A 26,358-nucleotide genomic window follows, 5' to 3' on the forward strand; every position below is an offset into this window, starting at 1 on the left:
ATTATTTGCCTTTTTTTGTGCTGTTAGAGTGTAAAATTATCTAAATCTTGGTTAGGTTCAAAATCGCCAAGCCTTTCAAGCTCAGTATCTTGCTGCATTTGCTCGTGCCAACGCGCCTCATCCCAAATTTCAAATTTATTCATCAAACCAACTAGCATGATTTTTTTGCCAAGTGATGCATGAGCCCTCAGTGACGGCGCAAGCAAAATTCGACCATTTTTATCAAGTTGATATTCAGTAGCATTCCCGAGCAACATACGCTGCATTCGACGGGCTCGTGGGTTCATATTGGAGATTTTAGCTAAACGGCTTTCTATTTCTAGCCACTCAGCCAGCGGATACAACCATAAACACGGCTCATTTAATGCGACGGTACAAATAACCGTTCCCTGATCTTCAGACAATAGAGATTCTCGGTACTTAGTCGGTACCGCAAAACGCCCCTTATCATCCAAACTCAGTGAACTCGCGCCACGAAACATAAAAAACCTACTTTAAAATTGTTTTATTCAACTTTTGTTTATTTTTATCCAGTGTGATCCACTAAAAACCACTTTTTACCACAGTGCTCCAGTTTAGGGCTTGACAAGCCATTTTGTCAAGTAAGCTGACCAGCTTTAGTAAGTCCCAAAGCTAGAAAAAATAAGGGCTCAAGCGAAGCGTTTGAATTACGTGGGAAAAAGTGGGATTGTGATGAAAAAAATATCTATTCTGTTTTTTATAACTTTCTGTTTACACGCTTTACTTACTGAATAACCAATGAATATTTACAACTTTTTAAGCATTTTTACTCCCTTTGTAAAATTTACCTAACCGTGTAGTAATAGTTACTGTTTGCTTTAAATTACCAAATACAAAAAGTTATATACAAACAACAAAAACAAACAAAATCAACAACTTAAAATAAATAACAGTTTTGGTTTAATCATTGCATCATCTAAATCACTATTTAAATTTTTAACTTATTAAGGATTGATTATGGCTACTGCAACAAATACGAAACCAAACACAACTTCAGATGTTAAGCCTGACGTTAAACTAACAAATACTGAATCACCTCTTACAGAGAAAGCAACATCAGCGGCGCACGATGCTGTAGATGCACTTTCTAGCAAAGCAGCAACAGCTGAAAGCAGTGTTCGTAAAGGCGCTTCGAGTTCAGCAGAAGCACTAAGCGAAAAACAACTTATTGCACGCGAAAAGTTAAGTGAATGTACAGCTAAAACCCGTGCATTTGCTTCTGAAAATCCATTAGCAACCGCGGGTATTGCTTTTGCTGCGGGTATGCTCATTACATCACTATTTCGTCGTAAGTAATTAGTGATGAATAACCCACAAACAAGCGCAGCCAAGGATGGTGAAGCGCAAAACCAAACTACTGAGCAGCAGAGCCAAAAGGACGATTGGCAAGATCATATAGCAAAGCTTTTAGAGTACTCTAAGCAGCTCAAGGATGATTACCAAACTCAAGGAAAGATCACCCATCAGCTTGCTAAAGCTGAATGGCGGTTATCGCTTAGATCGCTTGCATTGATCACTATATTTTTAGGCTGTTTTGCCAGTGGTTTGGTTTTGTTGTGGGCAGGAGTATTAGGTGCTGTTGGATACGGTGTATACGATGTTTTTGGGTCAGTATGGCTAAGTATTGCAACAGCTGCTTTGCTGCAAGTTGCTTGTTTAGCATGGCTTTGGAAAAATACAGTTTACCTAAGCAATAAAATTGGCTTTAGTAAAACGCTCAAAAGCTTAAAACAACTGTTTAACTTATAAGGAAATTATCATGTTAGTTAACTACTTAATCAAAGCACCTAATGAAAACGTTGATGCTCTTAGTAAGCAAATGGACACGCGCAGCGAGTTGAAACGCCAACATCATGCGGCATTTCAATATAGACTTAAGCGTTTTGCCGCAACTAAAGTGGGACTAACAAGTGCCTTTTTAGCCGGCGCAGCTGTACAAGTAGGGAAAGGCGAAACCAGCTTGGTAAGAAAATACGGCTGGCTTGTTAGGCTGTTTGCTTAAACGCTAAACATTTCTACCGTGATCAGATAAGTAATCAACACTTGGGCCACTTGGCACAACTTGTGTCGGATTGATCATTGTATGGCTAAAATAGTAATGACGTTTAATATGATAAAAATCAACTGTCTCTGCTACTCCCTTAACCTGATATAACTCTCTAAGGTATCCGCTCAGTGCAGGATAGCTTTCAATTGTGCGTAAATTACATTTAAAGTGACCAACGTACACACTATCAAACCGAATGAGAGTGGTGAATAATCGCCAATCTGCTTCTGTGAGTTCATTTGTGGCTAAATACCGCTGTTTGCTCAGTATCCCCTCTACTGTATCGAGTGCTTTAAATACATCGTTAAACGCCTCTTCATACGCATCTTGAGTTGTAGCAAAGCCCGTACGATAAACACCATTATTTATATTTGGATAAATCAGTGTATTTAATTCGTCAATTTTTGGTTGCAGTGCCTCAGGATAGTAATCATCGTTATTACCTGTTAATTCATTAAACGCACTATTGAACATACGTATAATATCGGCAGACTCATTACTAACAATTTTATTGAGCTTTTTATCCCACAATACGGGAACCGTTACTCGCCCAGAATACTCAGGGTTATTTTTTGTATACACTTGATGTAAGTAATTACTATTAAATAATGCATCGCCAGTACTGTGGTTTTGCGTATCAAAAGCCCAACCACTATTAAGCATGTCAGGGCTAACAACCGACACCGTAATTAAATCTTGCAGCCCTTTTAACGCTCTAAATATAAGCGTTCGATGCGCCCAAGGACACGCAAGTGACACATATAAATGATACCTGTTCGCTTGAGCTTTAAAACCGGCCTCGCCCGTTATTCCAGCGCTACCATCTGCAGTGATCCAGTGACGTAACTGCGCTGTTTCGCGTTCAAACTTACCGTTACTTGAATCGGTGTCGTACCATTTATCTTGCCATTGGCCGTTAACTAATAATCCCATAAAACTCTCCTAAAAATACCGTTAAATTTTGCCAAACTCGCCGTTTTGATAATCACGCACTGCTTGCTGTACTTCTGCTTGCGTCGTCATTACAAACGGCCCCATATGAGCAATCGGTTGATTAAGTGGATCGCCTGCTAAAACCAAAACACCAGCGCCGTGCTCAGAGCTAATATTGATGTCACTGCCTGGTTCCAAAATAAGTAACTTGCCCGCTGGTATTGTTTGATTGTCGCTCATTATTAGTGAGCCGCTATGAATATAAAGCATTACTTTTTGTTGGCTAAGAGGCTCTAAATAGATGTTTTTACCAGCGGGTAATGTAATATCAGCGAGCGCCGCATTAGCCGCTAAACTTTGCAGAGCGCTTGTAAGCGTTTCACTTTTAAACTGCCACGATCCCGCAAGTGATTTTAACGTCACACCTTGCGTATTTGTAAAACTCGGAGCTGGGTTTTTAGTAGTATCTTGATAACGTGAATCACGCATTTTTTCTGCGCTTGGCATGTTGATCCAAATTTGAAAGCCATGCAGTCCATCTACAGCATCCGCGAGTGGCATTTCACTGTGCATGACGCCGCGCCCTGTACTCATCCATTGCACATCGCCTGCTTTAATTGCTTCTCTGTTACCCATTTGGTCACGATGTTCAAAGCCACCTTTTAGAATATAAGTAAACGTTTCAATACCTCGGTGCGGATGCTCAGGAAAGCCTCCCATATAATCTTTTTTGTCGTCTGACTTAAGTTCATCAATCATTAAAAAGGGATCTAAATATTTACCATCAAACCCTGGTATGCGGCTAATGCTTACGCCGTCGCCATCTTGAGTTGCATAAGCTGTAAGTATTTTTGATATTTTCATTTTTTAATTCACTCTAAAGAATAAGTTGATGAGGTTATTAAATCATTCATTAAACAAAACAACTATGTCTTTAAATCGACCTTAACATTCCAAAAAATAGAACTATAATGATTCATTGGTTACATTTTCAACCTTATAATTACTATGGTTATTTGGAGTGAATTTGGCTACAATTGTTATTGCAAAATACAAAACTAAGGAATGGTTATTTTTACTTATTCTCTCAAACATCAGCTTTATCGTTTACTTATATTGCTAAGTATTCCGGGCACCGCTGTAATTATTTTTACACTGCTGCTTGAACGCGATCACTCTATTGAGCAAAGTGAAAAAAAAGTAGAAAATATTGCTAAGCAATTAATTTTACAGCAAAAGCACTTAGTCGATGATATTGACCGTTTAGCACGTTATTTGGCTAAAGAGGAAAGTAAGAAAGAAAATCTAGCAACGACCTGCCCTAATTATTTTAATCAATTTAGATCTATTTACGCACATGTTGCCAATATCGGGATTATAGATCCAAATGGCATTGTTATATGTACAACAAGCGGGTTAGCCAAAACAATTAATATTGCCGATCGGGCGTATTTCCAAAACGCCTTAAAAAGTAACCAATTGTCGGTAGGTTATTTTCAGCACGACCGAAGCCTGCAAAAAAACACTCTTAATTTTGCGTTACCTATTATTAATAAAAAAAATGTAATTCAGGGGGTTGTAGTTATCGTTGTTGCGCTTGACTGGTGGAACAATGCTTTTAATGACATTGAACTTCCGCCAGGCTCTATTGCTGCAATTGCTGATTCTAACGGAAAAATTTTAGCGCGTTATCCACCTACAACGGCCGCGCTTGGCGATAATATTGCACAGACTTTATTAGCAACTGATTCTTCGATTGATAATGAGGCATCAACAAAAATAAAATCCATTGAAGGTGAAGCCCGAATGCTTCATCACTCTGTTATTTACAGCGATCCAAGTAATAACAGCTTAAATATACATATTGCACTTCCTGTCACACATGCTTTAAAGCAAATAAATAATAATTTTTTTATAGCGATTGGTGTGTTTATTTTATCGCTGCTGATACTGTCTTTAATTGCACGTAAACTACTTAAAACCAGCATTATTGACCCAATTAATAATCTAACAAATGCAACAAACGTATTGGCTAAGGGCGAGATGCCCGCACAAAAAATACAACCCAATAATCCAGAGCTAAATACTCTCTATCAGCGTTTTAAATCAATGGCGCAAACTCGGTTAACAGCTGAAGCTAATTTAAAAAACAAGCATGATGAGCTTACTAGCTTGCTTAATACTCTGCCCGATAGTTACGTTAGAATTAACATCCATGGCGATATTCTCAACATAACAGGACAGTTTAAGCCTCAAGTAAATCCTAACAGCACTGTAGTACCTCATTTATCATCAATACTTTCACACAGCAATGTTCAGCTTTTGTTATCGCAGTTATCTAAACTTGATGTTTCGAGTAATTTAGAATTCACACTCGAAAAATCAGATCCTAAACGCAGCTTTGAAGCACGTATTAGCGCAATGCAAAGTAAAAATGAATACGTTGTTGTGCTACGAGATATAACACAACGAAAAGTAAATGAAGAAGCACTCCACCTTGCCTCACTAGTGTATAACAACAGTAGTGAAGGCATGGCAATCACCGATCCAACGGGTATCATATTTGATGTAAATCCTGCATTTTGCAAAACGACTTTATATAGTAAAGAAGAAGTAATTGGCCGGTCCTCTTCAATTCTTTCATCAGGAAAACATGATAAGAATTTTTACAATAAAATGTGGTCTGAATTACAGCAAACAGGCCGCTGGCAAGGCGAGGTTATTAACCGTAAAAAAAACGGGCAGCTTTATTCTGAGTGGCTCACAATCGATACTATTTATGATACAAACAACGCACCTATTCGTCGTATCGCGATATTCACAGACCTCACAGAAAAAAAACAAGCTGATGAAACCATTTGGCGACAAGCTCATTTTGATCACCTAACTGACTTACCAAATCGTTTAGAATTAAAGGAGCGATTAAATCAACGATTTTCAAATGTTGTTACTCCAGATAATCAATTGGTTGTCATGCTTTTAGATATTGATCACTTTAAAGATATTAATGACACATTAGGCCATCACTATGGCGATAACTTATTAAAACTCGTATCTCAGCGTATAGTCCAGTCGGCAAAAAACGCTGAGTTTGTGGCACGAATTGGGGGAGATGAGTTTGTTATTGTATTTAGTCACATTAAAAGTACGCGCCATATTAATCAAATTGCGAGTAATATTTTACTTAGTCTATCGTCAGCTTTGCATCTTGAAAACGAAGAGTTATTTATTAGTGCAAGCATAGGCATTGCTTGCGCTCCTAATGATGGTGAAAATACTGAACAGCTTTTAAAGGCAGCCGATCAGGCTATGTATAAAGCAAAAAGTAATGGTCGTAACTGTTTTGAGTTTTTCTCTGCTGACATGCGCGAATATGCACACGCGCGCATGGTGCTATTAAAAGACTTACGAAGTGCCATAGAACTTGAACAGTTTGAGTTATTTTATCAGCCCATAGTTGCTTTAAATGATTTACATATCCATAAAGCTGAAGCGCTTATTCGTTGGCAACATCCCGAAAAAGGCCTAATTAGCCCTATCGCATTTATCCCACTTGCTGAAGAAACCAGGCAAATAAATGCAATTGGTCAATTTGTATTTGCCCAAGCTTTGCAAACACTTAACGATATAAAAACACTAACCGATGATACTTTTCAAATAAGTGTAAACGTATCGCCAGTGCAATTATCCACGCCAGAGAGTGGCATAGATGAATGGTACGATATGCTAAAAGCAGCAAAGCTGCCTGCTTCGTCAATTGTCGCAGAAATAACTGAAGGCTTAATGGTTAACCCTGAAGCACTTACGCAAAGACGCCTAAAAGAAATAGTAAAATCAGGTATGCAGCTTGCTCTTGATGACTTTGGTACCGGGTATTCGTCGCTCGCTTACTTACAAGAAATGGACACCGACTATTTAAAAATAGATAAACGTTTTGTTGATAATATTCAAGTAGGCAGCCAAGAACTTGCATTGTGTGAAGCCATCATTGTTATGGCGCATCAGTTGGGCTTAAAAGTAATCGCCGAAGGAATTGAAACTAAATTACAAATGCAGCTACTACTTGAAGCAGGATGCGATTACGGTCAAGGTTATTTATTTTCAAGACCTTTAAATAAAAGCAGTTTTATGGCACTTCTAGCTGATAAAAAAGTAGCTTTGTTAAAATAAATAGACAAAAAATCACTGTTACGCAATAAATAATGCGTCTGCGCGGTCAAGTTAAGCAATCAGATATAAAGTAGTAACAGGATTTAAAAATGGCAAAAGCAACATTAGAGCAATGGCGAATGTTTAAAGCGGTTGTGGATCATGGCGGGTTTGCAGGCGCAAGCGCAGCTGTACATAAAAGTCAGTCAACCGTACACCATGCTGTGCAAAAACTTGAAGCCGCCTTGCAAATTAAGTTGCTTGAAGTAAAAGGCCGTAAAGCATTTTTAACCGATAGCGGTAAGCTGATTTTACGCAGAGCCGAGTTTTTAATTGAAGAAGCGACTAAAATAGAATCGGTAGCAAGTACGCTAAGCGAAGGCGTAGAAAGCACGTTAAAAATAGCTGTTGATGAGGTTTTTCCACACGCTATTTTATACCAAGCACTTGCTAAAACGAGTGAGCTTTACCCTCTTTTAAAAATTGATTTAGTAGAAAGCGTGCTAACAGGTGCAAACGAATTATTACATAACTCAGTGGTTGATTTAGCTATTTCGTCAATTCCTATCTATGGAATTAGCTGCAGTACGTTATGCGATATAGAGTTTATAGCGGTTGCGCATAAAGACCATGTATTACACCAACATACTGAACAACTCAACTTTCGTGATTTAAAGCTACACCGGCAAATAGTAGTTCGCGATTCAGCAACCCACACCAGTCACAACGAAGGCTGGCTAGGTGCTGATATGCGCTGGACAGTAAGCCACTTACGTAACTCTATTGATATGGTTAGTCAGAATTTAGGTTACGCTTGGCTGCCAAAAACACAAATTGCACACTTAATTGAAGATCAAACCCTCATTGCACTTAATTTAGACCAAGGTACAACCCGCACTCTTAATTTATATTTAATGTGCAACGACAACGACAGGCTTGGTCCTGCAGCACAAGAATTTAAAGAGCAAATTACTGCACTTACTAATTTAGCTAATTAATACCTATTCGTTTTTTACATCGAGGTGATCTGCTACATAGGCGCCTCGTTGCCCACGCTCTTTAGCCGGCCCTACAGTGCTATCTTTACCTGTTTGCTGCTCAGTAGCTGCATTAATTACAGCACCTAATGTGATTATATAAGCGCTAATATACAACCACATCAGCATAATCACTACACCACCTAGTGAGCCATACGTTTCGTTATAACTAGAAAAACGCGACACATAAAAAGAAAAACCTATAGATGCCAAAATCCACAGCACGGTAGCAATAGACGATCCCATCGTGATCCAACGCCATTTAGCAGGTTTACGATGTGGGGCATAACGATATAAAAGCACCAATGCAAAATTAAAGGTAAAAGCCAATAATGGCCAAGAAATGAGTTTAATTAATAAATCTATACTTTCTTTTAGCCCCACTAAATTAAGTACAATAGGTAGGATACCAATAATTAATAGCGCAAAAATTGCGACTACAATCGCTCCTACCGAAAATAGAAAACGGACTAGTTGAGCCTGAAAAAATGAGCGTTTTTCATACTCACGATAACTAATATTACATGCAGTAATAAGTGCTTGGCTGCCCTTTGAGCTACTCCAAATAGTAAGTATGAGCGTACCAATTGCACTTAAGCTCAAGCTTGCACTTGATGTTTTAGCTAGGCTAGAAACCTGAGATAAAATCAGTTCACTAGTGCTTGGTGGAAGCAAAGTAACTATTTTACTTAAGTGCTCACTAATATCTGTTGGGGATGAAAAGTACGCATACACTGATACCATCGCCGCAATGGCTGGAAAAATAGCAAGTAACGCATAAAATGCCACACCGGCTGCCACTATAGATAAGTTATCTTCACTCATTTGCTTAAAAATACGTTTCACAATATCCCACCAACCTATAAAAGGGATATGTGCAGGCTGCTCTGCTTGCTGTCCTCGTTTAGCTTCTTTCATTCTAAACCTCAATATTTGTATTACGTTACTACAGCAAAATATTTGCCAAGTTATAAGTGTTTGGTACCAAACTTGCTAATATTTATCTATAAATGACTCTAACACGGAAGATAAGCCATGCTCGGTACCCTAAAAAGCAGTGTAGCGCTAAATAATACAACACCAATAACTGAAGTGATCAAAGTTGATACACTTTCGTGGAATTTCTTTTATGAGCAAGGCGTGCAATTACTTCACGTAACAGCGCAAATATTACCCACTATTTTACTCGGCATAATGCTTTTAGTACTCAGTTACTTAATTTCAGGACCACTTTCTAGATTACTAATCAAACCCATTGACTATATGACTGACAGCAAGCTTGTTCACCTAGTTATAAGGCGCAGCATAAGCACCCTAATAATTTTATTTGGGGTATATTTATTTTTACGTTTAGCAGGGCTTACTCAGTTTGCTGTTGCTATTATGAGTGGGACTGGGTTGATAGGTTTAATACTCGGCTTTGCTTTTAGAGACATAGCAGAGAACTTTATTGCTAGTTTATTACTGAGCGTACAAAGACCTTTTAAAATTGACGATGTAATTGAAGTGGATGGCCGATTAGGTATTGTTAAAAAAGTAACAGCAAGAGCAACCACACTTGTTGATTACGATGGCAATCATATTCAAATACCTAATGCGACTGTATATAAAAATACCATTAAAAACCTGACTGCCAATCCAAAAATGCGCGGCAAAGTAGAAATTGGTATTGGCTATGATAACGATATACGCAGCGCACAAACCCTCGCCCTAGATATTGCCAATCAACAAAATGCGGTACTTAGCGACCCACCCGCGCAAGTTTTAATAAAAAACTTAGGCTCATCTACTATCAACTTCGTTTTGTATTTTTGGGTTAATAGCGAGCAGCACAGTCCATTAAAAGTAGCCTCCCAGCTTATGCGCGAATTAGTCAATGAGTTCACAAAACAAAACATCAGCATGCCTGATGACGCACGAGAGAGAATTATACTCACCGACCCTAATGAAAGTGCTTCTAGCTTAGAGGAAAAACAACCATCGCAAATACAAAGCGAAAAAAGTGAAACTGTTGAGCAAACTAAAACGCTTGATGATGTAAGTAGTGATACCGACGAAATACGTGAACAAGCAGAGCAATCTCGCGATCCAGAACAAGGGAAAAATATTATTTAATAATACTTAAATTGTATTAACTAAAACTTAGACACAAAAAAGCCCGCAGCGTTAACTGCGGGCTTTTTATTGAATGAGTGAGTCAGCCGTATAAGCCGGGTTTTGTCCTTTCCGAAGAAAGTGATAATCATTCGTCTAGGCCATAAATCGCTCTATGGCTCAAGCAACCTACCCGGTTCCAACGTGGGCCACGCCATAAGGAACCCTATTTGGTCTTGCTCCGAGTGGAGTTTACCTTGCAACCGACTATTACTAGCGGCCCGGTGCGCTCTTACCGCACCCTTTCACCCTTACCAATCCGAAAATTGGCGGTCTCCTCTCTGCTGCACTTGTCGTGGGCTCACGCCCCCCAGCCGTTAGCTGGCACTCTGCCCTATGGAGCCCGGACTTTCCTCCCCCTGATCATTTTCGTCACAGGCAGCGATCATCTTGGCTGACTCGGCGCGCAGTATACATGAGGCTAATACCAAGCGCAGTAAAATTTACTCTTTTTCTTCAATAATTGTTTTGTATAGAGCGTTTTTCTTCATACCAAAGTATTCTGCAACCACACCACAGGCCTTTTTCATTGGCATTTCACTTTCAAGCAGTGCCAGCATTTTGCGCGCTTCAGGCGGAACATCGTCTATTTGCTTTGGTTTGCCCGGAAGCATAAGCACTATTTCGCCGCGCTGCTTGGTAGGATCATCAGTTAAAAACTGTTTAAGCTCACTTACACTACCATTAAAAAATGTTTCAAAGGTTTTGGTTAGCTCTTTAGCAAACACAACTTGCTGCTCATCACCAAGGGCTAGTGCTAAATCATCAAGGCTTGCCATAATACGGTGCGTACTTTCGTACATTATGCTGGTAATGCCTGAGTTAACAGCTTCGGTAAAAAAGTCTTGGCGAGCTTTGCTTTTAGCTGGCGTAAAACCAATAAACTGAAAGCGGTCAGTTGGTAAGCCTGAACAACATACGGCTGTAATTGCAGCACATGCACCTGGAACAGGTGTAACATGAGCACCTTGTTCACGACACAGATTTACAACAGCGTAGCCTGGATCACTAATTAGTGGTGTACCAGCGTCAGATACTAAAGCAATATTTAAACCTTGATTAAGTTGATCAATAATTTGTTGTGCTTTTTGCTTTTCGTTGTGGTCGTGTAATGCAAACGTTTTTGCCTTAATTCCAAAGTGGCTAAGTAGCTTGCCGGTATGGCGAGTGTCTTCAGCAGCTATTAAGTCAACTTGCGATAATGTCGCAATGGCACGGTGACTTAAGTCGTCATAATTGCCAATTGGGGTGGCAACAATGTAAAGAGTGCCAATTTTCTGTGAATTCTCCTCATTTAACATTGAGGTCTCCTGCGTCAGTCAGTAATATAAGCAAATCGCGTTAACGTATTGGGAAATCATTGTGCGACTTAAACTAGTTAGTCTATTAATTATATTGTCAGGGTTATCGGCGTGTAGCACAACCGAAAAACCAACTAAAAACAGCGATAACGTAAGTAACCGCACTAATGCACTGCAAAATCAGGCAACCAGTGCGCAATCTATCTACCAATTGGCGCAAAACCGCCAAGGTGCCGATAAAATACAGTTATTGTATAGCGCCCGTGATGCCGCAATTAGTGAGCAAAACTGGCCTTTATTAGAGATAATTGGGAATGAGCTTGAATTAACCGCAAGTGTTGATCAAATCCAAAACCGTCTTTATATTGCATTTGCACAAAAACAACAGAATAAAAATGATCAAGCTTTGGTTATTTTACAGTCGCTAGACGGACAACTGACTCAACCTGAGCATTTTGCTTGGCATCAGTTTTTAACGGCCAGCATTTACGCATCGCAAAATTTTCCTAAAAAAGCTGCACCCTACTTTTTTAGAGCCTCTGAAACAGCAACAAAAAATAATATAGAAATCCCTCAACTTAATCAAAATTTGTGGGATAACTTAAAGCAACTCTCTTCTTACGCGCTTGAACGTTTTAACCGTGGTTCGGTTATTCAGCAAGGGTGGGCTAACCTAGCGTTATATCATCAAGTATATGCAAGTAGTGGCGTAGAGTTAGATCAAGCGATCAACAATTGGCGCAGACGCTATATTGGGCATCCGGCTTTTACTGTATTACCTGAACAAGATGAAATGCTTACTGAACTTGCTCCTATCAATATAGAGCGCTTAGTTGTGCTGTTTCCACAATCGGGCCCTAACGAACGTTTAGGTGATGCCCTTAAAGCTGGCGTATTAGCTGCACTTGATACGCAAAATATCAACGACACTATTTTTATTGATGAAAACCTAAGTACAGAAGAAATTGCAGCGCAACTTGAAGAAATAAAGCCTGACTTTGTAATTGGTCCTCTACTTAAAGCAAATATTGATAAACTTGCCAATGCACAAACTCTTATTGATACTCCGGTACTACATTTAAACACCTTTGATGGTGAGCGAATTTCGCTTCAGCATTATTACTTTGCACTAAACCCTGAGCACGAAGTACAACAAGCCTTAGAACACTTTTTAACTAAGGGTTATCAAAAACCTATGTTGCTTGCACCAAATAACGCAAATGGCCAACGCTTGGTTGATTACTTTAACTTACAGTGGCAACGCTATAGCGAAACCAAGCCGCAAATAGGTTTTTATAACGATAAAAAAGATATGCCTAATACAATTACCAGCTTGTTAGAAGTTGATAAATCAAAAGAGCGCATAAAAACGATTAAAGCACTATTTAAACAGGAAGTAGAAAACGAAACCCGTTCGCGTAGTGATATAGACGTTATTTATATTTTGGGTGATGCAATAGAAACACGCTTAATTAAACCCTACCTCGATGTAAACGTAAGTACATTTGCAGATCGTATTCCACTTTATGCCAGCTCTAAAAGTCATAGTAAACAAATTGACAGTACTGACAAAGGCGACTTAGACGGCCTATACTTCACTGAATTGCCGTGGATGCTCGATTCGCAAATTAAACAACATAACTTACGCCAGCAGTATGATTCGTTATGGCCAGAGCAAGTAGATATTAGCCAGCGCTTATTTGCAATGGCGTACGATGCTGTATCAATATTACATGACATCAGGCAGTTAAGCGTAATGCCAGGCAATCAATATAGTGGTTTAAGCGGTAAGTTATCTGTTAATACTAGCGGCCATATAGAACGCATGCTCGACTGGGCTCAATATACAAACCGTCGCATTAAGCCTGTGCAATTAGAAACACAACGCCCTGTACCTTTGTTTATGCAATCAGCGGGTGACATACAAACTATCAATTAAACTTAATTAAGGGGGCGGCATGTCGTGGTTTAAAGAGCTGTGGCACAATAGTCGCGAAAAAGGCCAGTATTATGAGCTTGAAGCGCAAAAATACTTAGTTACTCAAGGCCTAACACCCATTGAGCGTAATTATTACTGCCCCTTTGGTGAGCTTGATGTCATTATGAAAGAAGGCGGTACCCTTGTATTCGTTGAGGTTAAGTTTCGCAAAAATAATGCTCGTGGCGGTGCCAACTATGCGCTTAGTCCACAAAAACAAGCTCGATTAAAACGTAGTATTTATCATTACTTAGCAGCTAAAAATTTAACTAACCAAGCTCTAAGAATTGATTATGTAGCCATTACAGGAGAAGCATCTCCTAATATTAATTGGCTTAAAAATGTATTTTAAACGCAAATACAAAGATAAATTATTGGTAGGCTATGCAAGACACAATTAAAGAAATTTTTACAGAAAGCATTCAAGTTCAAATCGCTGCTGGTGAAGTGCTACCTAGTGCGCTTGAGTCAGCTGCATTTACTATTGCACAAAGTCTGATCAACGGAAATAAACTCATTTGCTGCGGTACTGCAAATTGCCACATGCTCGCTCAGCATATGGCGGGTGTGTTGGTTAATCATTATGAAACCGAACGTCCCTGCTTACCTGCAATTGCTCTATCGCAAGAAAACGTTAATCTGGGGCAAAGTACTCAAGTGGACGATCACGATACATTTGCTCGCCAAGTCCGCGCTTTTGCCCAACAAGGTGATTTATTGCTTGTACTGGCTATAAACGGTAACGAAAAACATGTTATTTCTGCCGTTGAAGCTGCACTAACTAAAGATATGAAGGTCATAGTTATGGTTGGTGATGATGGTGGCGAGTTGGTAGGCCTACTTGGCCCTAACGATGTTGAAATTAGATCGCCATCTAAACGCCCTAGCCGCATTATCGAATCCCATTTAGTTAACTTACATTGTTTAAGCGAACTTGTTGATTTAACGCTTTTCCCTCAGGATGAAAATTATGTTTAAACGCTCTCTTATTGTTTTAGGTACTGTTGTATTACTGCAAGGCTGCGCAGCCGCTGTTGTTGCAGGTACAGCCAGTGCAGTAACTGCAGCGAACGACCGCCGTACTATTGGCTCTCAAATTGACGATAACAACATTGAAATAAAAGCCAGTATTGCACTTAGCGAAGTAGAACGTCTTGAAAAGTTTGCCAATATAAGCGCTGTAAGCGTTAACGGTATTGTTTTACTTGTTGGCCAAGTATCTAACGAAGAAATGAGAAACGAAGCGCAGCGCACCATTGAGGGCGTTTCAGGTATTCGTAAAATACATAACCAAATTCGTATTGGCTCAAATACTGGCATTACTACACAAACTCACGACTCTTGGCTAACTTCTAAAGTAAAAGCCCAGCTACTAACAGCAAAAGACATTAGCAGTAATAACATTAAAGTAGTGACAGAAAATGCTGAAGTTTTTTTAATGGGCTTAGTATCTGACTCTGAGTCAACTCAAGCTGTAAATATTGCCCGCAATGTTTCTGGCGTAGAGCGTGTAATTAAAGTATTTGAATACTTGTAAACACAAAATACAGACATAAAAAAACCGCTTATTCAGCGGTTTTTTTTGGCATTTACTTATTATTTAATAACGCGTAAATGAGAGCCTTTTTTCTTCTCAGGCTTTTCTGGTGGTGTTTCATCAATAAACTCAGCTGATGAATCAACACTTTCAAGCTCTGGCACAAAATCGTCTTCGTCCTCTAAAAACTCATCTGCGGTAAAGACTGTTCCTTCGCCATTTTCACGCGCGTATATTGCAAGCACAGCACCTAGAGGTACATACACTTGCATTGGCTGACCACCAAAGCGCGCACTGAAGCTAAGTTGGGTTAAGTCTAACGAAAACTGTGTGACCGCTGATGGACTTATGTTTAAAACAATTTGTCCGTCTTGAACAAATTGTGTTGGCACTTGTACATTTTCAAATCCAGCGTCTACCACTAAATGCGGTGTACACTCGTTATCGACTATCCAATCAAAAAAAGCACGTAATAAATAAGGACGATTAGGCGTCATTATAAACGGATCTCACGCTCAGCTTCAGTTAAAGAGGCTTGGAATGACTCACGTTCAAATAAACGGATCATGTACTCTTTAAGCTCTTTAGAACCTGCACCATTAAGCTCAATACCAAACTCTGGTAAACGCCATAATAGTGGAGCTAAATAACAGTCTACTAAGCTAAACTCTTCACTCATAAAGTAAGGTGCTTCGCTAAAAATAGGTGCTACAGCAAGCAATGCTTCTGTTAGCTCTTTACGAGCTTGAGCAGCGTCTGACGTGTTGTTACTGATTTTGTCAGCTAGGCTGTACCAATCAGTATCAATACGATGCATCATTAAGCGGCTACGACCACGCATTACCGGGTAAACAGGCATTAGTGGAGGATGAGGAAAACGTTCATCAAGGTATTCCATGATGATGTTTGCCTGGTATAAACCAAGCTCACGGTCAATCAGTGTTGGCACTGTACCGTAAGGGTTAATTTCGTGAAGTGCTTCTGGCAAGTTATCTTTTTCAGCCAAATGAATATCTACACTTACACCTTTTTCCGCAAGTACAATACGTACTTGGTGGCTATACATACAGTTAGCACCAGAAAAAAGGGTCATTACAGGGCGCTTATTGGCAGCTACGGCCATGCCTATACCTCCATTAAATAACTAAAACAGCAAAAGGGGCTTAAGCCCCTATTGCAAAATTACCTTTAAAAATGTTCAACCTAATGAACATCTCTCCAGTATTCTTTCTTAAGCATAAATGCCAAGATAAACAGGATAATTAAAAATCCTATTACCTTAATACCTAGCGCTTCCGATTCAAGACGTGAAGGTTCACCCACGTACTCAAGGAAGTTTGTTAAATCACGAGCCGCTTGGTCGTATTCATCTATGCTTAATTCGCCCGTACCATCTGTTTCAGTAGCAATAACTTTAGTCACAGTGTGACCATGCTCTTGTACTTCTTTAGTGATAGGTGTTGGTAAACCTTGTAGTTCCTGAAGAACGTGAGGCATACCTACCGATGGGAAAACAATGTTGTTAACCCCAAACGGGCGAGATTCATCTTTATAAAACGATTTTAAGTACGTGTAAATATAATCTGGTGATTTTACACGAGCAATTAGAGTTAAATCCGGCGGAGCCGCACCAAACCATTTTGCTGCATCGTCTTTTGTAATCGCGTTAGTAATATGACTACCAACTTTAGAACCGTCAAAAATCAACTGCTCTAAACCAACCTCTGTTGGGATACCGATATCACGAAAAGTACGTTCATAACGTTGATACTGCATTTGGTGACAACCAAGACAGTAGTTCATGAACAACTTTGCACCGCGTTGTAAAGATGGTTGATCAGTAAGGTCGTTGTTCGCTTCCATTAAAGGAACCGATGGACCCGCTGCCATAACCATGTTCGGCAACAAGTTTACTGATAAAGCAAATAAACCAATAATAAGCTTCTTCATCATTTCGTTAACCTCTCTGGCAATGGCTTAGTTTTTTCGTTCTTACTGTATACAAACAACAGTACGAAGAACATAAAGTAAGTCACAGTACAGATTTGAGAAATAATCGTTTTCATATCAGTTTGTGGAGTTGCGCCCACCCAACCTAGAAGAACGAAAGTTACAACAAAACCTGCAATGTTCCATTTATGGAAACCACAACGGTAACGAACCGATTTAACTCTACCACGGTCTACCCAAGGTAGTAACGCAAGTACCACAATCGATGCACCCATCGCCGCAACACCGATTAACTTATCAGGGATTGCACGTAAGATTGCATAGAATGGCGTAAAGTACCAAACCGGGAAAATATGCTCAGGTGTTTTAAGTGGGTTAGCTGCCTCGAAGTTTGGACCTTCTAAAAAGAAGCCATTCATCGCTGGCATAAAGAACACAACCCAACAGAACAATATTAAGAAACCAACCACACCCACAATATCTTTAACTGTGTAGTAAGGGTGGAATGGTATCGCATCAACAATATCTTTCTTGTCAGTGTAATACTCATGAAATTTAAATTTAGGCTTATCTTCTTCAGCTACTGAGCCTTTCTTACGTTTAATCTCAATACCTTCAGGGTTATTTGAACCCACTTCATGTAGAGCAACAATGTGTAAGAAAACTAAGATTACGATAACCAATGGTAGTGCAATTACATGTAATGCAAAGAAGCGGTTAAGCGTTGCACCTGATATTACATAGTCACCACGGATCCAAAGTGTTAAGTCATCACCAATAACCGGAATAGCCCCGAATAAGGAGATGATTACCTGTGCACCCCAGAACGACATTTGCCCCCATGGTAATAAATACCCCATGAATGCTTCAGCCATTAGCGCTAAGAAAATAAACATACCAAATAACCACAGTAACTCACGTGGTTTTTGATAAGAACCGTAGATCATGCCACGGAACATATGCATGTATACAACGATGAAAAACGCTGATGCACCAGTTGAGTGCAAGTAACGTAATAACCAGCCATATTCTACATCACGCATGATGTATTCTACTGAAGCGAATGCGCCTTCAGAAGACGGAACAAAGTTCATCGTTAACCAAATACCTGTTAGGATTTGGTTTACTAGTACCAACATGGCTAATGAGCCAAAAAAGTACCAGAAGTTAAAGTTTTTAGGTGCTGGATACTGTGCAATATGCATGTTCCAAACACGTGTCATTGGGATACGGTCGTCTATCCAACCAATAATCTTACCAAACATTAGGCTGCCCCTTTTTCTTCGCCCACTAAAATAGTGGTCTCATCAAGAAAAGTATAAGGTGGTATCTCTAAGTTTAATGGAGCAGGTACCGATTGAAATACACGGCCAGCCATATCAAATTTAGAACCATGACATGGGCAATAGAAGCCATCATCGGTTCCTTCAACTTTCTCACTAAAGTTACCTTGGAAAAAGCCAGGTGAACACCCTAAATGCGTACAAATACCTACAGCCAGAAAGATTTCTGGACGTAATGAACGGTAATCATTTGTTGATGATTCTAATTGTTGTGGCTCTTGCGAATGCGGATCACGAAGTTGACCTTCGTGTTCTTTCATTTGCTCAAGCATTTTTGGGGTCCGTGATACAACCCATACAGGTTTACCACGCCACTCGACACGTATTAATTGTCCCGGTTCAAGTTTGCTGATATCTACTTCTACAGGCGCACCCGCAGATTTAGCTCGCTCACTTGGATTCCAAGACGCAATAAAAGGAACAGCAGCCCCAGCCGCACCAACACCACCTACAACAGAGGTAGCTATGGTTAAAAAGCGACGTCGGCCATTGTCTACAGGCGCATTGCTCATCCACTTATCTCCACTATGATTCTCAACACTTGCTATATTGAGAACATCAGTTACAGCAGGTTAATTATTCGAATTTTTAAAATAGAAGCGATCATAATTAAAACCCTTGATTAAAACAAGGTTATTCAAAGCCCTATGCTCGAATAAAACTAACTTGATCAAAATTTGATTAAGTAAGCTCGAGAATAAAGCCGAACGACTATAATAACGCTTCTGTAAAAACAATATACTGACCAAGATCAACACCACTAAGAGGAAACAGTAAAAACTGTACATAGTGCGGTTAAACTCACTCATTTTACTTCAATGCCAATTGTAGCAAAAAATTCCACCAATTAACTGATGGATTTAAACTAATTACGATAATTATTTAACTTTTTTGCAGCTATCTGAGTGTTTTTTAACTTTCGTTTGATTTATACGCAGTTATTAATCAATTTGATCATCATTAATTGCTGCAATCACCCAGTATCACCGTCGATATAAATAACTTTATATTAAGTTGCAAATGTAAACATTTTGATTTGAAAACAAAAAACCCAGCATAAGCTGGGTTTTTGAATTCTTGATAACGTATAGATTAACGTTTTGAGAACTGTGGACGCTTACGCGCTTTCTTAAGACCCACTTTCTTACGTTCAACTTTACGTGCATCACGTGTAACAAAACCTGCTTTACGAAGTTGTGAACGTAATGATTCGTCAAACTCCATAAGTGCACGAGTGATACCATGACGGATAGCACCAGCTTGACCAGTTGTACCACCACCAGAAACGGTGATGTAAAGGTCAAATTTTTCAGTCATATCAACTAGCTCAAGAGCTTGATGAACAACCATGCGTGCTGTTTCGCGACCAAAATACTCTTCTAGAGAGCGTTTGTTGATTACGATGTTACCAGTGCCTGGGCGTAAGAATACGCGAGCACTTGAACTTTTACGACGACCTGTACCGTAGTATTGATTTGCCATGATGGTGCTCCTTAAATGTCTAGAACCTGAGGCTGTTGTGCAGCATGGTTGTGCTCAGTACCTGTGTAAACTTTAAGTTTACGGTACATAGCGCGGCCTAAAGGACCACGTGGCAACATGCCCTTAACAGCCTTCTCGATGATCATTTCAGGCTTTGCAGCTTGAAGTTTATCAAAAGTAGTAGACTTAAGACCACCTGGAAAACCAGAGTGTGAATAGTACACTTTGTTTTTGAATTTGTTACCAGTTACAGTAACTTTTTCAGCGTTGATAACGATGATATAATCACCAGTATCTACGTGCGGTGTATATTCAACTTTATGCTTACCGCGTAGGCGATGAGCGATTTCAGTAGCGATGCGACCTAAAGTTTTACCTTCAGCGTCAACTACGTACCAGTCACGTTTTACTGTTTCTGGTTTAGCAACAAACGTTTTCATTTATAAAAATCCAATGTTTTTCAATTAAAACCACAAGTAGTTAATATTAACTACTGCTCTAAGTTTGCTATAACCCCTTCGAGTTTTAGACTTTTGCGCCGCTCACAAGTGGCTAGACTATATGAGGGCATAGAACGCAACGTGGCAGACGCGGGAGTATACCAGCACTTAAAACACATTGCTACTCGCCGGTTGTTTTTTCCACAAGAAATTTTAGAAATAAGAAGTACTATATATGCACCTCTTACTTTTAATGGCTAACCTATTACACTTTTACCTACTAATTTAAACCAAATGCTCTCTAGCTAAATACTCTAGAGACTGCATTTCTTGCAAACGGCTTATACAGCGCTTAAATTCAAAGTTTAAATTACCTTGGGTATAAAGTTCGGTAATAGGTTTTTCAGCCGATATAATTAAAGTTACATGGCGCTCGTAAAATTCATCCACTAAAGCAATAAAGCGTCTAGCGGCATCATCATTAGTTTGCCCAAGCTGTTTTACGTTAGAAATAATCACCGTATTATATAAGCGGCTAATCTCCATGTAATCAACCTGACTACGCGCTGTTTCGCATAATTCACTAAACTCAAACATCACCACGCATTTAGCTACTTTTCGCGTTTTGATTAAACGACCTTCTATCTCTATCGGCTCATCTAATTGTCCAGGCTCTGACGATAGCTTATCGAAGTATTCAAATAAGTTTTTATCCGCTTCTTTATCTAACGGACTATGAAAAATTTCGGCTTGCTCTAAGGTACGCAACCGATAATCAATACCTGAGTCTACATTAACTATTTCTGTATTGAGCTTAACCAGTTCTATAGCAGGGACAAAGCGGGCACGCTGCAAGCCATTTCTGTAAAGCTCATCAGGCACTATATTAGATGTAGCAACAAGTACTATACCCCGTGCAAATAGCGCTTCCATTAAGCCACCTAGCAACATAGCATCGGTAATGTCTTGAACAAAAAACTCATCAAAACAAATTATGTCTGTTTCTGCTTTGAAAGTGTCGGCTATTTTTTCTAATGGATTAGCCGTATTGTTTAGTTTTTTAAGCTCATTATGCACTCGGTGCATAAATCGATGAAAGTGCACGCGCATTTTACGTGTGCCCGGTAGTGATTCGTAAAAAGTGTCAACTAAATAAGTTTTACCACGCCCTACTCCACCCCAAAAGTACAAACCTTTTATAGGCGCAGGTTCATCTTTACTAAATAACTTAGCAAAAAAACCTTTTTGTTTTGGCTTTGCCTGAGTCAGGTCATCGTATAGACGTTGTAAATGGCGCACAGCATTTTCTTGTGCTGCGTCGTGTACAAAGTCATCTCGCTTTAAGTCTTGTTGGTATGTTTGCCAAGGAGTCATATCTATTTACAGTTAAAACACAGTTTAATTTGCAAAGCATATTAACACGCATCATAACTCGGGGTATATTACACTTAGTATGATTTATAATTGAATCGGCATTCGTTAGTTATTTTCCCAAAGGGGTAGTTTTTATGGGCACAGTTATGTGGGTAGGTTTAATTGTTATTGCTGCTGTTGTAGCATTTTTTATTGGCGCATTTGTTACTAAAAAACAATTCAAACAAGATGAATTAAAAGAGCAGGCAGAGCAAGCTGAAAATGCGTTAGAGCAGTATCGTCAAGATGTAGCTGATCATTTAGCGAATACTGGCAAGCTCGTAAATAAAATGAAAGAAAACTATGATCAACTGCTTAGTCATGTTGAGGAAACAAACCAACTTCTTCTAGAAGATAGAAATAAAGCACCAGCTGAACCTTATTTTTCTAAAGAAACAACAGAACAACTACAAGCGTCTTTAAAAGAGCGTCGTTCAGATCGTTCTTCAGCCGCAGCACAACCAGCTGATTATGTATCGGGTGAATCTGGTTTATTTGCTGGTCAAAATAAAGTTTCAGAACATTCTAAAGTATCTTGATGAACTTTTTTTAGACCCCATAGTCTTTAGATATAACAGCTTTGTTGTTTTATCTTAATAAACCAAAAAGGGCTGCTTTTAAAGTAGCCCTTTTTGTTTTTGCTTTATCTTAAGTGGAGTTACCCCTGACTATGAAAATGAAATTATCACTTATCAGCGCAGCTATTCTATCTACAAGCTTATTAATGAGCCCTGTAGCGTCTTATGCAAAAATGCCAATCGCAGTAAATGGTCAACAACTACCCACTCTTGCGCCCATGCTAGAGAAAATATCTCCTGGTGTTGTAAGTATCCAAGTTTCAGGCTCTAAAGAAGTACGCCGCCGTGCAGATCCTCTCGAATATTTTTTTGGACAGCAACAGCCTCGCAGTCAAAAACGCCAATTTAGTGGATTAGGCTCTGGGGTCATTATTGATGCTGATGAGGGCTATGTAGTGACTAATAACCACGTAATCCAAGACGCCGAAAAAATGGTAGTTACTCTCGAAGATGGCCGTGAATTTGAAGCAACTAAAATTGGTACTGACACAGAATCAGACATCGCTCTTTTACAAATAGACGCTGATGACTTAACCGAAATCAAACTCGCTAACTCAGATAATTTACGAGTGGGTGACTTTGCTGTCGCTATTGGTAACCCATTTGGTCTTAGCCACACAGTTACATCAGGTATTGTTAGTGCCCTTGGTCGAAGTGGTTTAAACATTGAGGGCTACGAAGATTTCATTCAAACCGACGCAGCTATTAACCAAGGTAATTCTGGCGGTGCCTTAGTTAACCTCAATGGTGAGTTGATTGGCATTAATACCGCTATTTTAGGTGCTTCTGGCGGCAACGTGGGCATTGGTTTTGCGATTCCATCTAATATGATGAAAAATCTAGTCGATCAAATTATTGAACATGGTGAAGTGCGTCGAGGCTCGTTAGGCATTTCTGGTCGTCCACTTGATGCTGGACTTGCAAAAGCACAGCAACTTGATGTCAAACAAGGTGCTTATGTAATGCAAGTAATGGACGACACTGCCGCAAGTAAGGCTGGAATTGAAGCTGGTGACGTTATTGTTAGCATAAACGGTGGCGACATTAGTGGCTTTCATGAACTACGCAGCAAAATTGCTACTCTAGGTGAAGGCCGTGAGATAAAACTAGGCATTTACCGCGATGGTAAAATTAAAACAGTGAAAGTAACTCTTGATGGTGCATCAGGTGTTACAGCGACCGGTGAAGAGCTGCATCCTGCATTCCAAGGCGCGACACTTGAAAATGTACAAAAGAATAGTAATAAAGGTGTTGAGGTTACTTCTGTAGATCCTCGCTCACCGTCTGCCCGTGTTGGCCTTGAAGAAGGTGATATTATTATGCAAGTGAATCGTCAACGAGTTGAAACGATTCGCGACATGAATAAAATCATCGACAGTACAAAAGGTAATATAGTACTTGGCGTGCAACGTGGTCGTGAGTCTATATTTATTTTAATTCAGTAATAAATAGCACTATTAATGTAATAAAAATAACAGTGGCACTTGCCGCTGTTATTTTTTTTATGTCATCATAAAGAGATTGCTCACTTACATAATAAGAAAATCGTGCTGAAACTAATAAAATTTATTCTTCCCCCTTTATTTGCAGGCCTAAGTATTGCTTTTTTAGTGGTTTTTTTCAGCCCTAATATGCGAGCTGCTTTACTCCCAAATGTTCCCCTACCAAGCGCAATGAGTTCGAGTCACCTGAGTTTTTCTGATGCAGTTAAACGAGCAGCTCCTTCTGTGGTTACTATTTTTTCAGAAAGTATTTCCAAAGAACCTCGTTATAAAAGAAAAAACACGGTACAAGAGCTAGGCTCTGGCGTCATCATGTCGCAAGACGGTTACATTCTTACCAACTACCATGTTGTTAATAATGCAGATCAAATTATGGTTATTCTAACCGATGGCAGACGCTTTTTTGATGTACAGCTAATTGGTTTTGATACTATTACTGATCTAGCCTTACTTAAAATCAATGCAGATCACCTTCCGGTAATACCTGTAAATGATAGCTATGTATCCAATGTAGGCGATGTTGTACTTGCCATAGGTAACCCGCTTAATTTAGGCCAAACAATCACGCAAGGCATTATTAGCGCAACGGGTAAGCAAAAAATTACAGACAGTCCGTACAATAACTTATTGCAAATGGATGCGGCTATTAATGTGGGCAACTCTGGCGGCGCATTAGTTAACTCCAATGGTGATTTAGTTGGCATTACTTCTGCGCAGTTTAAAACGCGTGAGAACTTGAATATTCAAGGAATATTCTTTGCGGTTCCTTACTCACTTGCTAAAAAAGTAATGGGTAAGCTCATCCGTCATGGTCGCGTTGTGCGCGGCTATTTGGGCTTTGAAGGTACAGCAGTAGATAGTACCGGCAAAGAAGTGAACGACAGCCTAACCCCAGTTACTGGCATGCGTATTACTAACTTAGACCCCTTGGGACCAGCATGGCAAGCGGGTATTGAAGAGCAAGATATTGTTATTAAAATTGCAGGGCTTTCGGTAGCAAATCCACAAAAAGTGCTGGAAGAAATAGGTAATACAGAACCAGGTAAAGAAATAGAATTTGAGCTTTACCGGAATGGTAAAATAGAAAAAATCATGGTGGTGGTAGCTGAGCTTGAAACAAAGCTTTAATAAAAAATAATACTAACCTGCATAAATCGTCAATAAAAAGGTCGGATAGCAATTTGCGTATCCGACCTTTTTAAAATAGCTTAGCTAGTTAAATATCTACTTAACTACTTCGACGTTTAATATTTGCACCCAACGCACTTAGCTTATCTTCAATGCGCTGATAGCCTCTATCAACGTGATAAATACGGTCAACAACCGTTTCACCCTGTGCCACTATACCCGTTAAGATTAAGCTAGCTGAAGCGCGTAGGTCGGTTGCCATCACCTGCGCGCCCGTTAAGCTCTCAGTCTCACCACAAATTGCGGTATGCCCTTCTAAACGAATATTAGCACCCATACGCTGTAACTCTGGTACATGCATAAAACGGTTTTCAAAAATCGTTTCTGTAATCGTTGCACTACCATTTGCTACTACATTCAATGCTGTAAACTGAGCTTGCATATCCGTAGGGAAACCTGGGTGTGGAGCTGTTTTAATATTCACGGCTCTCAGTTCTCGGCCACGCATATCAAGATAAATACTGTCGTTATGTACTTCTAAGTGTGCATTTGTTGCACGTAGCTTTTCAATCACAGGCTCAAGAGAATGAAAGTCAGTGTTTTTACAAAGTACTTCACCGCCTGCCATTGCTGCAGCGACTAAAAACGTACCTGTTTCTATTCTATCTGGTAAAATGCTGTGCTCGCATCCTGCTAAACGCTCAACGCCTTCAACTTCAATGCGGCTAGTGCCTGCACCCGTAATTTTAGCGCCCATAGCAATTAAGCAGTTAGCTAAATCAATTATTTCGGGCTCGCGTGCAGCGTTATCAAGTATGGTTTTACCATCAGCGAGGGCTGCTGCCATCAATAGATTTTCGGTAGCGCCTACGCTTACCATTTCCATAAAGATTTCAGCGCCTTTTAAGCGACCGTTTACCTTGGCATTAATATAACCATTTTCAACGTTTATTTGTGCGCCCATGCGCTCCAAACCTTGAATATGTATATCAACAGGGCGAGCACCAATAGCACACCCACCAGGTAAAGACACTTGAGCTTCACCAAAACGAGCAACTAAAGGGCCTAATGCAAGTACAGAGGCACGCATTTGCTTAACTAAGTCGTATGGCGCTAATGTTTTATTAACCGTTGCGCCGTCAATCACTAGCGTATCGCCGTGCCAATTAACATCAGCGCCTAGAGTTTTTAATAAGGCTTCAGTGGTCACTATATCGCGAAGGCGCGGTACATTAGTAAATGTACTTTTTCCATCAGCTAATAATGAAGCAAACAAAATAGGAAGTGCGGCATTTTTAGCGCCAGAAATAGTCACTTCACCAGCAAGTGAAGTACCACCTTGAATTACAAATTGATCCATTAAGA

General features: G+C 39.7%; 27 protein-coding genes and 1 other RNA gene. 13 read left to right on the plus strand and 15 right to left on the minus strand.

Features of this window, described 5'->3' with window-relative positions:
- Positions 1 to 23: 23 nt before the first annotated feature.
- The gene (mraZ, locus tag CXF64_RS09470) at positions 24 to 482 is read right to left on the minus strand and encodes a division/cell wall cluster transcriptional repressor MraZ (protein WP_007582904.1); all 459 of its coding nucleotides are present in this window, start codon (positions 480 to 482) and stop codon (positions 24 to 26) included.
- 496 nt (positions 483 to 978) lie between these two features.
- On the opposite strand from mraZ, the gene CXF64_RS09475 reads away from it, so the two are divergent.
- Genes CXF64_RS09475 through CXF64_RS09485 form a run of 3 tightly spaced genes read left to right on the plus strand, consistent with a single transcriptional unit; the run spans position 979 to position 2,023 of the window.
- Positions 979 to 1,317, plus strand: coding sequence for a hypothetical protein (locus CXF64_RS09475; RefSeq protein ID WP_010554292.1), 339 nt, complete (start codon positions 979 to 981; stop codon positions 1,315 to 1,317).
- 6 nt (positions 1,318 to 1,323) lie between these two features.
- Complete coding sequence (locus CXF64_RS09480) at positions 1,324 to 1,770, plus strand: hypothetical protein (protein WP_101216889.1); 447 nt, start codon at positions 1,324 to 1,326, stop codon at positions 1,768 to 1,770.
- A 10-nt stretch (positions 1,771 to 1,780) separates the two neighbouring features.
- Positions 1,781 to 2,023, plus strand: a complete 243-nt coding sequence (locus tag CXF64_RS09485; protein ID WP_101216890.1) for a hypothetical protein — start codon at positions 1,781 to 1,783, stop codon at positions 2,021 to 2,023.
- Positions 2,024 to 2,026: 3 nt separating this feature from the next.
- Here CXF64_RS09485 and CXF64_RS09490 read toward each other — a convergent pair whose 3' ends face one another.
- Complete coding sequence (locus CXF64_RS09490; protein WP_101216891.1) at positions 2,027 to 3,001, minus strand: glutathione S-transferase family protein; 975 nt, start codon at positions 2,999 to 3,001, stop codon at positions 2,027 to 2,029.
- A 21-nt stretch (positions 3,002 to 3,022) separates the two neighbouring features.
- Positions 3,023 to 3,865, minus strand: a complete 843-nt coding sequence (locus tag CXF64_RS09495; protein ID WP_101216892.1) for a pirin family protein — start codon at positions 3,863 to 3,865, stop codon at positions 3,023 to 3,025.
- 201 nt (positions 3,866 to 4,066) lie between these two features.
- Here CXF64_RS09495 and CXF64_RS09500 point away from each other — a divergent pair, with 201 nt between their 5' ends.
- Positions 4,067 to 7,171, plus strand: coding sequence for a bifunctional diguanylate cyclase/phosphodiesterase (locus tag CXF64_RS09500; protein WP_010554287.1), 3,105 nt, complete (start codon positions 4,067 to 4,069; stop codon positions 7,169 to 7,171).
- An 89-nt stretch (positions 7,172 to 7,260) separates the two neighbouring features.
- Positions 7,261 to 8,148, plus strand: a complete 888-nt coding sequence (locus CXF64_RS09505; protein WP_010554286.1) for a LysR family transcriptional regulator — start codon at positions 7,261 to 7,263, stop codon at positions 8,146 to 8,148.
- A gap of 3 nt (positions 8,149 to 8,151) precedes the next feature.
- On the opposite strand, the gene CXF64_RS09510 is transcribed toward CXF64_RS09505, so the two are convergent.
- A complete protein-coding gene (locus CXF64_RS09510) occupies positions 8,152 to 9,105 on the minus strand; it encodes a YihY/virulence factor BrkB family protein (RefSeq protein WP_007582878.1) in 954 nt (317 codons plus the stop codon).
- Positions 9,106 to 9,222: 117 nt separating this feature from the next.
- On the opposite strand from CXF64_RS09510, the gene CXF64_RS09515 reads away from it, so the two are divergent.
- A complete protein-coding gene (locus CXF64_RS09515; protein ID WP_101216893.1) occupies positions 9,223 to 10,302 on the plus strand; it encodes a mechanosensitive ion channel family protein in 1,080 nt (359 codons plus the stop codon).
- Between the two features lie 75 nt (positions 10,303 to 10,377).
- Here the strand turns inward: CXF64_RS09515 and rnpB are convergent.
- Positions 10,378 to 10,742, minus strand: an RNA gene (gene rnpB, locus CXF64_RS09520) — RNase P RNA component class A.
- 42 nt (positions 10,743 to 10,784) lie between these two features.
- Complete coding sequence (gene rsmI / locus CXF64_RS09525; protein WP_010554279.1) at positions 10,785 to 11,642, minus strand: 16S rRNA (cytidine(1402)-2'-O)-methyltransferase; 858 nt, start codon at positions 11,640 to 11,642, stop codon at positions 10,785 to 10,787.
- A 61-nt stretch (positions 11,643 to 11,703) separates the two neighbouring features.
- On the opposite strand from rsmI, the gene CXF64_RS09530 reads away from it, so the two are divergent.
- The 4 genes from CXF64_RS09530 to dolP are packed head-to-tail and all read left to right on the plus strand — an operon-like array spanning position 11,704 to position 15,157.
- Positions 11,704 to 13,581, plus strand: a complete 1,878-nt coding sequence (locus CXF64_RS09530) for a penicillin-binding protein activator (RefSeq protein WP_101163626.1) — start codon at positions 11,704 to 11,706, stop codon at positions 13,579 to 13,581.
- A gap of 19 nt (positions 13,582 to 13,600) precedes the next feature.
- Positions 13,601 to 13,972: a YraN family protein gene (locus CXF64_RS09535; protein ID WP_101163627.1), complete on the plus strand. Its 372-nt coding sequence runs from the start codon at positions 13,601 to 13,603 to the stop codon at positions 13,970 to 13,972.
- A 32-nt stretch (positions 13,973 to 14,004) separates the two neighbouring features.
- Positions 14,005 to 14,598, plus strand: coding sequence for an SIS domain-containing protein (locus CXF64_RS09540; RefSeq protein ID WP_002957968.1), 594 nt, complete (start codon positions 14,005 to 14,007; stop codon positions 14,596 to 14,598).
- Positions 14,591 to 15,157, plus strand: coding sequence for a division/outer membrane stress-associated lipid-binding lipoprotein (gene dolP / locus CXF64_RS09545; protein WP_007582867.1), 567 nt, complete (start codon positions 14,591 to 14,593; stop codon positions 15,155 to 15,157). The genes CXF64_RS09540 and dolP overlap by 8 nt, the downstream gene beginning before the upstream one ends.
- 59 nt (positions 15,158 to 15,216) lie before the next feature.
- Here dolP and CXF64_RS09550 read toward each other — a convergent pair whose 3' ends face one another.
- From CXF64_RS09550 to zapE, 8 genes are all read right to left on the minus strand, one after another.
- The gene (locus CXF64_RS09550) at positions 15,217 to 15,654 is read right to left on the minus strand and encodes a ClpXP protease specificity-enhancing factor (protein ID WP_101216894.1); all 438 of its coding nucleotides are present in this window, start codon (positions 15,652 to 15,654) and stop codon (positions 15,217 to 15,219) included.
- The gene (gene sspA, locus CXF64_RS09555; protein ID WP_002957965.1) at positions 15,654 to 16,280 is read right to left on the minus strand and encodes a stringent starvation protein SspA; all 627 of its coding nucleotides are present in this window, start codon (positions 16,278 to 16,280) and stop codon (positions 15,654 to 15,656) included. The genes CXF64_RS09550 and sspA overlap by 1 nt, the downstream gene beginning before the upstream one ends.
- Before the next feature lie 80 nt (positions 16,281 to 16,360).
- On the minus strand, positions 16,361 to 17,110 hold the full coding sequence (locus CXF64_RS09560) for a cytochrome c1 (RefSeq protein WP_007580337.1): 750 nt from the start codon (positions 17,108 to 17,110) through the stop codon (positions 16,361 to 16,363).
- On the minus strand, positions 17,107 to 18,372 hold the full coding sequence (locus CXF64_RS09565) for a cytochrome b (RefSeq protein WP_007580335.1): 1,266 nt from the start codon (positions 18,370 to 18,372) through the stop codon (positions 17,107 to 17,109). The genes CXF64_RS09560 and CXF64_RS09565 overlap by 4 nt, the downstream gene beginning before the upstream one ends.
- Entirely contained in the window at positions 18,372 to 18,962 is a 591-nt protein-coding gene (gene petA, locus CXF64_RS09570; RefSeq protein WP_007580333.1) for a ubiquinol-cytochrome c reductase iron-sulfur subunit, read from the minus strand. Before petA ends, CXF64_RS09565 begins: the two co-directional genes overlap by 1 nt.
- Before the next feature lie 580 nt (positions 18,963 to 19,542).
- Positions 19,543 to 19,935: a 30S ribosomal protein S9 gene (rpsI, locus tag CXF64_RS09575; RefSeq protein WP_024590200.1), complete on the minus strand. Its 393-nt coding sequence runs from the start codon at positions 19,933 to 19,935 to the stop codon at positions 19,543 to 19,545.
- 8 nt (positions 19,936 to 19,943) lie between these two features.
- Entirely contained in the window at positions 19,944 to 20,372 is a 429-nt protein-coding gene (gene rplM / locus CXF64_RS09580) for a 50S ribosomal protein L13 (protein WP_007378318.1), read from the minus strand.
- A 285-nt stretch (positions 20,373 to 20,657) separates the two neighbouring features.
- A complete protein-coding gene (gene zapE / locus CXF64_RS09585) occupies positions 20,658 to 21,746 on the minus strand; it encodes a cell division protein ZapE (protein WP_010554277.1) in 1,089 nt (362 codons plus the stop codon).
- Positions 21,747 to 21,880: 134 nt separating this feature from the next.
- Here zapE and CXF64_RS09590 point away from each other — a divergent pair, with 134 nt between their 5' ends.
- The 3 genes from CXF64_RS09590 (at position 21,881) to CXF64_RS09600 (ending at position 24,993) form a co-directional block, all read left to right on the plus strand.
- Positions 21,881 to 22,324, plus strand: a complete 444-nt coding sequence (locus CXF64_RS09590) for a YhcB family protein (protein WP_007580324.1) — start codon at positions 21,881 to 21,883, stop codon at positions 22,322 to 22,324.
- Between the two features lie 131 nt (positions 22,325 to 22,455).
- The gene (locus CXF64_RS09595; protein ID WP_010554276.1) at positions 22,456 to 23,808 is read left to right on the plus strand and encodes a Do family serine endopeptidase; all 1,353 of its coding nucleotides are present in this window, start codon (positions 22,456 to 22,458) and stop codon (positions 23,806 to 23,808) included.
- Between the two features lie 102 nt (positions 23,809 to 23,910).
- The gene (locus tag CXF64_RS09600) at positions 23,911 to 24,993 is read left to right on the plus strand and encodes a trypsin-like peptidase domain-containing protein (protein ID WP_024590199.1); all 1,083 of its coding nucleotides are present in this window, start codon (positions 23,911 to 23,913) and stop codon (positions 24,991 to 24,993) included.
- A gap of 100 nt (positions 24,994 to 25,093) precedes the next feature.
- Here the strand turns inward: CXF64_RS09600 and murA are convergent, their stop codons facing one another.
- Positions 25,094 to 26,353 (minus strand): UDP-N-acetylglucosamine 1-carboxyvinyltransferase, encoded by a 1,260-nt coding sequence (gene murA / locus CXF64_RS09605; RefSeq protein ID WP_007580318.1) that lies wholly within the window; start codon positions 26,351 to 26,353, stop codon positions 25,094 to 25,096.
- Positions 26,354 to 26,358 lie beyond the last annotated feature (5 nt).

The organism is Pseudoalteromonas sp. GutCa3, assembly GCF_002836155.1.
GTDB lineage: Bacteria > Pseudomonadota > Gammaproteobacteria > Enterobacterales > Alteromonadaceae > Pseudoalteromonas > Pseudoalteromonas arctica.

Excerpts from the sequence above, each read along its gene's own strand:
- mraZ (WP_007582904.1), bottom strand. The coding sequence starts at position 482 with ATGTTTCGTGGCGCGAGTTCACTGAGTTTGGATGATAAGGGGCGTTTT.
- CXF64_RS09475 (WP_010554292.1), top strand. The coding sequence starts at position 979 with ATGGCTACTGCAACAAATACGAAACCAAACACAACTTCAGATGTTAAG.
- CXF64_RS09480 (WP_101216889.1), top strand. The coding sequence starts at position 1,324 with ATGAATAACCCACAAACAAGCGCAGCCAAGGATGGTGAAGCGCAAAAC.
- CXF64_RS09485 (WP_101216890.1), top strand. The coding sequence starts at position 1,781 with ATGTTAGTTAACTACTTAATCAAAGCACCTAATGAAAACGTTGATGCT.
- CXF64_RS09490 (WP_101216891.1), bottom strand. The coding sequence starts at position 3,001 with ATGGGATTATTAGTTAACGGCCAATGGCAAGATAAATGGTACGACACC.
- CXF64_RS09495 (WP_101216892.1), bottom strand. The coding sequence starts at position 3,865 with ATGAAAATATCAAAAATACTTACAGCTTATGCAACTCAAGATGGCGAC.
- CXF64_RS09500 (WP_010554287.1), top strand. The coding sequence starts at position 4,067 with ATGGTTATTTTTACTTATTCTCTCAAACATCAGCTTTATCGTTTACTT.
- CXF64_RS09505 (WP_010554286.1), top strand. The coding sequence starts at position 7,261 with ATGGCAAAAGCAACATTAGAGCAATGGCGAATGTTTAAAGCGGTTGTG.
- CXF64_RS09510 (WP_007582878.1), bottom strand. The coding sequence starts at position 9,105 with ATGAAAGAAGCTAAACGAGGACAGCAAGCAGAGCAGCCTGCACATATC.
- CXF64_RS09515 (WP_101216893.1), top strand. The coding sequence starts at position 9,223 with ATGCTCGGTACCCTAAAAAGCAGTGTAGCGCTAAATAATACAACACCA.
- rsmI (WP_010554279.1), bottom strand. The coding sequence starts at position 11,642 with ATGTTAAATGAGGAGAATTCACAGAAAATTGGCACTCTTTACATTGTT.
- CXF64_RS09535 (WP_101163627.1), top strand. The coding sequence starts at position 13,601 with ATGTCGTGGTTTAAAGAGCTGTGGCACAATAGTCGCGAAAAAGGCCAG.
- CXF64_RS09540 (WP_002957968.1), top strand. The coding sequence starts at position 14,005 with ATGCAAGACACAATTAAAGAAATTTTTACAGAAAGCATTCAAGTTCAA.
- dolP (WP_007582867.1), top strand. The coding sequence starts at position 14,591 with ATGTTTAAACGCTCTCTTATTGTTTTAGGTACTGTTGTATTACTGCAA.
- CXF64_RS09550 (WP_101216894.1), bottom strand. The coding sequence starts at position 15,654 with ATGACGCCTAATCGTCCTTATTTATTACGTGCTTTTTTTGATTGGATA.
- sspA (WP_002957965.1), bottom strand. The coding sequence starts at position 16,280 with ATGGCCGTAGCTGCCAATAAGCGCCCTGTAATGACCCTTTTTTCTGGT.
- CXF64_RS09560 (WP_007580337.1), bottom strand. The coding sequence starts at position 17,110 with ATGATGAAGAAGCTTATTATTGGTTTATTTGCTTTATCAGTAAACTTG.
- CXF64_RS09565 (WP_007580335.1), bottom strand. The coding sequence starts at position 18,372 with ATGTTTGGTAAGATTATTGGTTGGATAGACGACCGTATCCCAATGACA.
- petA (WP_007580333.1), bottom strand. The coding sequence starts at position 18,962 with ATGAGCAATGCGCCTGTAGACAATGGCCGACGTCGCTTTTTAACCATA.
- rplM (WP_007378318.1), bottom strand. The coding sequence starts at position 20,372 with ATGAAAACGTTTGTTGCTAAACCAGAAACAGTAAAACGTGACTGGTAC.
- zapE (WP_010554277.1), bottom strand. The coding sequence starts at position 21,746 with ATGACTCCTTGGCAAACATACCAACAAGACTTAAAGCGAGATGACTTT.
- CXF64_RS09590 (WP_007580324.1), top strand. The coding sequence starts at position 21,881 with ATGGGCACAGTTATGTGGGTAGGTTTAATTGTTATTGCTGCTGTTGTA.
- CXF64_RS09595 (WP_010554276.1), top strand. The coding sequence starts at position 22,456 with ATGAAAATGAAATTATCACTTATCAGCGCAGCTATTCTATCTACAAGC.
- murA (WP_007580318.1), bottom strand. The coding sequence starts at position 26,353 with ATGGATCAATTTGTAATTCAAGGTGGTACTTCACTTGCTGGTGAAGTG.